Origin of the sequence: Stenotrophomonas sp. HMWF003, assembly GCF_003061285.1 — a bacterium.
In the GTDB taxonomy this organism is placed as follows: domain Bacteria; phylum Pseudomonadota; class Gammaproteobacteria; order Xanthomonadales; family Xanthomonadaceae; genus Stenotrophomonas; species Stenotrophomonas maltophilia_AP.
The window spans coordinates 18,728-24,230 of sequence record NZ_QAIW01000411.1 but is presented as its reverse complement, the minus strand read 5'-3'; the positions used below and the strand labels follow the sequence as shown (position 1 = coordinate 24,230).

Sequence of the window (5,503 nt, the reverse complement as noted above, 5' to 3'; positions counted from 1 at the left end):
GCCCCGTACAGTCCAGCATGCTGGATGCGGTCGACCCGACCCAGCCGGCACCGGAGAAGGCCGCACCGGCCCCGGTCGCCCGCGTCGAGGCCGCCCCGGCTGCCCCGGTCGTGCATAACGGCCAGCTGTTCGGTAATGCGGGCAGCGACACCCCCGCCAGCACCGACGCCGCCGCACAGGCGGCCCAGGCCGAAGCCCGCGAGGACATCCCCACCGATGTCGCGCAGGCCGATGAAGCCGGCACGCCGGATCAGGACAAGCACGACAAGGCCTGATCCCGCGCCAGTGGGAGCGTAGTAAACAGACAGCGGCCTTCGGGCCGCTGTCTGCGTTTGGGCCCTCGGTGCGCTGTCGCATGCTCGGCGCATGAATCGGCGCCCTCGCCTCACCCCCTGCGCTGCGCTGCTGGTGCTGGTGTCGGCCTGCCAGCCCGCCCCGCCTGCTCCGCTCAGCAAGGCCGCCATCGCGGTGCGCGATGCCGCGCCGGAGGACCTGTTCGTGGGCCGGCTGCAGGGCGTGGACATCGAACTGCTGGTGCAGGACTGCAAGGTCTTCCAGGTCACGCGTGGGCGCGAACCGGCCGTCGCCCTCACCGAAGTGCTGGCACCGCCGCCCTACCCGTTCTTCACCGACTGCCAGCGGCAGTCACTGCGCCACGAAGAGGACGCGGTGATTGCCGTGCTGGGGCGCATGGCGTTGGGTGCCGGCGGATGCTGCGCCACCGGCGGTACCTGGCGCACGCGCGACGGCCAGACGTGGGAGAAGATCAGCGAGCAGGCCATACCGTAGCGGTGGGTACCCACCGTTGGTGGCTGCATCACGGCGGACGGGCAGCCACGCATGGCGTGGCTCTACCTTGCGCTCAGGGCGTGGTGGCGGCCGGGCTGCCCGGGCTGGGCGCGAACTGCAGGCGCGTCCATACGCCGTAATGGTCCGAGGCCCAGCGGCCTTCGGCGTACGGCTGGTCGAACAGGATCCGCGCTTCGCGCGCGAGCAGGCGGTCCTGCTGGAAGAAGATATGGTCGATGCGGAGCGGCGCGTCGAAGTAGTGCCGGTTGAGGGTGCTCACCTGCGCCAGTTCGTTGTTGACGTGCACGCTGCCGAAGCTGTCACCGTAATGATTGCGCAGCGCACTGAGGTCACCCGCATCCACCAGTGCGTTGAAGTCGCCGGCGATCACCACCGGGGCGTCGCCGCCGGTGTCGGCGATGAACTTCAGCAGGTCGGCCACCTGCTCGCCACGGATGCGGCTGCCACTCTCGTCCGCGCGCTCGTTCAGATGCGTGGCATAGACGTTTACCGTCTGGCCGTCCACATCGATGCGCAGGTGCGCCACCGTGCGGTAGTCGCCCAACGGCGCCAGCAGGTGGTCGTTGCGCGCCAGCACCGGACGGCGGGTCAACAGCGCATTGCCATAGCGCTTGAAGCGGCCGGGCGGGTCGGTGGAGACGAACTGGTAGTCGTAGCCGAGCTTGCGCGCCAGCCACGCGGCCTGGTTGCGCACGTGCGGCTTCTGGATCACTTCCTGCAGGGCAATCGCGTCGGGGCGCAGCGCCTGCAGTTCGCGCAGGATCACCTTGCGCCGCGCCGGCCAGTCTTCGCGGTCGTGGTGCAGGTTGAAGGTGACCATGCTCATGCCCGGCGCGGCGCTGGCCGACGGCACGGGTGTCGGGGCGACGGCAACGGGTTCGGCGGCCAGGGCGACGCCGGCCAGCAACGCCGCCGATGCCAGCAATCCGGCCATGCCACGGCGAAGCCACGCACGATGACGATGCATGCCCATCACTGCGCCTTGCGCTCGGCGCGGCGCACCGACGACGGCACGTCGATCTCGACCCGCGCCGGTACCTGGGTGATGCGCAGCTCGCCGTTCAGCCACTGCGCCGGTTCGCCGTTGACGGTGGTGTTACCCGGTTCGCCACTGTAGGGCCACGGCAGGATCACCCCGCCATGTGGTGGCACCAGCCCGGCCGACAGGTCCAGCACCAGCTGCTTGTCGCTGCGGCTGAGCGCATAGCTCAGCTGGCCGTTCGGGGTGCGCAGCCCTTTGATCGCCACGCCCTTGCCTTCCAGCCAGCGCGTCGGCACGCCGGCCGCCAGCACCAGGCTGTCGTCGACGTCGCGGCTGTAGGCAAACATGTCCAGCGCCGAGCGCACGAAGTCCGAGGCCACCCACGCATGCGGCAGGTCACCGACGAAGAACGGCTTGCGCGGCGTATGCGAGACCACTTCGGCCCATTGGTTCCAGGCCTGCGGGGCACGGTCCTTGAAGAAGAACTCGGTGGCCTGCCAGGCGCGGTCGCGCCAGCCCAGGCGCACGAACGCAGCCACGTTGCGCCACTCGTACGGGGTGTAGTCCTTCCACTCGCGCTTGCCGTCGCGGCGTTCCTCGAACTGCTTCCAGTACCGCTCGAACGTGTTGTCCAGGTACGGCTGCGGCAGGCGGCCCTGCTCGCCGCCCGGGGCCAGCGCGATGGTGGTGGAGGTGGCGTCGAAGTCGCCCAGCTCGGCCGCGCCGGGCAGGTAGTCGATCTTGTGCAGGGCCACCGCAGCCAGCAGCGAGGCCTGCAGGTCGTCACGGAACTGGTCGCGCGACTCGCTGATCTGCAGGGCGTCCATCTTGCCCAGCGTGGTGGCGATGGTGGCCGCGTCCTTGTAGCCGCGCAGCGCCCAGAAGTTGTCCCAGTACGAATGCATCGGCTTGGCCGAATAGCCTTCGTGGCTGATCGACACCGGCATCATCCCGTAGAAGGCCGGGTTGCGCGCGCGGTTCTCCTCGGTGCGCTCGCTCAGGCGCAGCTGTTCCATGTAGGTATAGGCGCCCTGCACGTGCGGCCACATCACTTCCAGGAAGGTGCTGTCGCCGGTGTAGCGCCAGTACTCGGCGATATTGAAGATCAACTCGCCGTGGCTGTCGTTTTCCGGCACCGGGTCGCTGCCGCGCGGATCGACGCAGCACGGCACCTTGCCGTTGTCGAACTGGTGCGGGGCATACCAGGTGACGTACTCGCGCACCGCGTCGCTGCGGCCCATGCGCAGCAGGCCTTCGGAAATCATCGCGCCGTCGCGGATCCAGCTGCGCGAGTACGAGCGCGTGCCCGGCTGGATGCTCGGCCCGATCCGCGAGATCAGCATGTGCGCCAGCGCGGTGCGCAGGGTGTCGGCCAGCGGCTTGCCGGCAGCGGGCACCTGCAGGGTCACCTGGTCCAGCTTGGTCCGCCACATCGAGGCCACGGCCTGCTGGGCCTTGGCTGCGTCGAAGTCCTTGGGCATCGTCCAGCTGCCGGTCTGCGGCAGCACGATGGCCACCTCGCGGCTCTGGCCCGGCTCCAGCCGCCAGCGGTACAGCAGCGCGCCGCTGGCCAGCCCGGTCGGGTCGCGCACTTCGGTGGTGCCCGGCAGCTTGCCGCTGGCCAGGTGGACCACGTCCAGCTTGCCGTCGAAGGTGGTGGCAAACGTGCTGTCCGGGGCCTGCGCCGGGTACAGGCGCGGGCTGCCGTTGACCTCCACGTCGGTGGCCTCCACCGACAGGTTGTCGATCCGGCTGACGCCGCCGACGGTATTGAGGAACTGCGTGGGCGGGTTCACCTGCCACGGGCGCACGGCCAGCGCCAGGGTGTAGTCGTGGGCCACCTTGTCGGGGTTGCGCAGGGTGTAGCGCCCCACCAGCTGCGCCTTGTCCGGCGTGCCCTGCACGAACCCGGTGACCTTCAGCGCGGCCGTGTCGTGGCGCCAGTCGACGCTTGCGATGGGCAGGTAGTCGTCCTGCAGCGACTGGGTGCTGGCCACGTCGGCCCAGCTCAGCAGCTTCTTGCCGTCCACCTGCACGAAGGGCTCCACACTGAAGCTGGCCTTGGCCACTTCCAGCGCGCCATCTTCGCCGATCAACGCCTGCTCGCGGCCGCCATCCAGACCCAGCAGGGTCCAGTACGGCTGCTCGCCACTGAACCCGCGCGGTACCGAACCGCGCGGCAGATCGGCACCTACCGAACGGACGAAATCGTTCGGGGTCGCCGCAAAATCCAGCGGCTTCAAACTGATGTCACGGATACCGTAGCGCCAGCTGGGGCCGCCCTTGAGATCGAAGCGCAGGTAGCGCGCCTCGGTGTCGGGCAGCGCCAGCCAGTCGCGGTCGCCGCCACCGCCGACCACTTCGCGCACTTCCTTCCAGCTGCGTCCGTCCTGCGAGGTACGCACCACGTAGCGGGTGGCCTCCAGCCCAGGCAGCCACTGGATCACCGCACCGCCGAACTCGCGCACCTTGTGCAGGTCCAGGCTGATGGTCTGGTCGGCCACGCCGCCGCTGATCCACACCGTGTCCGGCTTGCCATCGGCAATGCGGCTCTGCAGCGCGGTGGCGGTATCGGCGATCACCGACGGGGTCAGCGCCGAGGTATCCATCGGCGGCAGGCCCTGCAGGGTGAGGCGGTCGAAACAGACCGTGCCCTTGCCGCCGACCTTGCTGTAGATGGTGAATTCGACCGCGGCGCTGCGGGTGAGCGTCGGGTCCTTGCCCGGGCCCCAGGCCTTGTCGATCTGGCGGGCACGGTACTGCACCGTGCTCCACGCCTTGGGGAAGGTGTAGCCGGGCCGGTTGACCCACCACACGTTGTCGCCGCTGGCGTCGATCAGCTTGAACTGCAGGTCGTTGGCCGGCGAGTCGCCGCGCAGCTGCACGCCGAACTGGTAGTTGGCCGGGTACTCGATGCCCAGCTCGCGGCGGATGCCGACGTAACCGGACACGTCGTGGAAGTCGTAGTCCACGCACAGCGCACGCCCGCCGCCACTGCCGACCACGCTGCGCAGCGAGCCGCTGACCTGGTCGGACACCACCAGCTTCCAGGGCGTCATGTCGTCGAAGCTGTCCAGCACCTTTGGTGCCGGCAACGGGGCCGGCGCGGCGGCCGGGGCCGCCAGCGACCACAACAGCCCAAGACCCAGACCCACCGCGACGACGGCATGTTTCACCCTTTGACACTCCCCAGCAGCAGACCTTGGATGTAGTAACGCTGCAATGCCAGGAACAGCAGCAGCACCGGAACCACCGTGACCACCGCGCCGGCCATCATCATTTCCACGTCCATGATGTGTTCGCGCGACAGGGTGGCCAGGGCGACCGGCAAAGTGTAGTGCTCCTGGTCGGTCAACACGATCAACGGCCACATGAAATCGTTCCACGCGCCCATGAAGGTGAAGATCGACAGGGTCACCAGCACCGGTTTGAGCATCGGCAGCACGATCTGGAAGAAGATCCGCATCTCCCCTGCCCCATCGATGCGCGCCGCTTCCAGCAGCTCATCGGGAATCGAACGCGCGTACTGGCGCACCAGGAAGATGCCGAACACGCTGGCCAGCGCCGGCACGATCACCCCGCCGAAGCTGTTGACCAGGCCCAGCTGCTTCATCAGCAGGAACAGCGGCAGCATGGCCACCTGCGCCGGGATCACCAGCGCGGCCAGCAGCACCTGGAAGATGCGCTCGCGGCCGGCGAAGCGCAGCTTGG

At 68.7% G+C, this 5,503-nt stretch carries 5 protein-coding genes; 2 read left to right on the top strand and 3 right to left on the bottom strand.

All coding sequences use genetic code 11. The features are described 5' to 3' along the window. Positions 1–275, top strand: a 275-nt coding sequence (locus DBR34_RS17665) for a hypothetical protein (RefSeq protein ID WP_219928331.1), incomplete at its 5' end; no start/stop codon positions are given. A 91-nt stretch (positions 276–366) separates the two neighbouring features. Then, entirely contained in the window at positions 367–789 is a 423-nt protein-coding gene (locus DBR34_RS17660; protein ID WP_128097747.1) for a hypothetical protein, read from the top strand. 73 nt (positions 790–862) lie between these two features. Here DBR34_RS17660 and DBR34_RS17655 read toward each other — a convergent pair whose 3' ends face one another. The 3 genes from DBR34_RS17655 to DBR34_RS17645 all read right to left on the bottom strand — a co-directional run. Continuing rightward, entirely contained in the window at positions 863–1,777 is a 915-nt protein-coding gene (locus DBR34_RS17655) for an endonuclease/exonuclease/phosphatase family protein (RefSeq protein ID WP_128097746.1), read from the bottom strand. 5 nt (positions 1,778–1,782) lie between these two features. Further along, positions 1,783–4,917, bottom strand: coding sequence for a discoidin domain-containing protein (locus tag DBR34_RS17650; RefSeq protein WP_258224083.1), 3,135 nt, complete (start codon positions 4,915–4,917; stop codon positions 1,783–1,785). Positions 4,918–4,964: 47 nt separating this feature from the next. Continuing rightward, on the bottom strand, positions 4,965–5,503 hold a 539-nt coding region (locus DBR34_RS17645; protein ID WP_258224082.1), incomplete at its 5' end, for a carbohydrate ABC transporter permease.

What these genes read in the sequence shown, in the direction of transcription:
- DBR34_RS17660 (WP_128097747.1), top strand. Translation starts at nt 367, where the DNA reads ATGAATCGGCGCCCTCGCCTCACCCCCTGCGCTGCGCTGCTGGTGCTG.
- DBR34_RS17655 (WP_128097746.1), bottom strand. Translation starts at nt 1,777, where the DNA reads ATGCATCGTCATCGTGCGTGGCTTCGCCGTGGCATGGCCGGATTGCTG.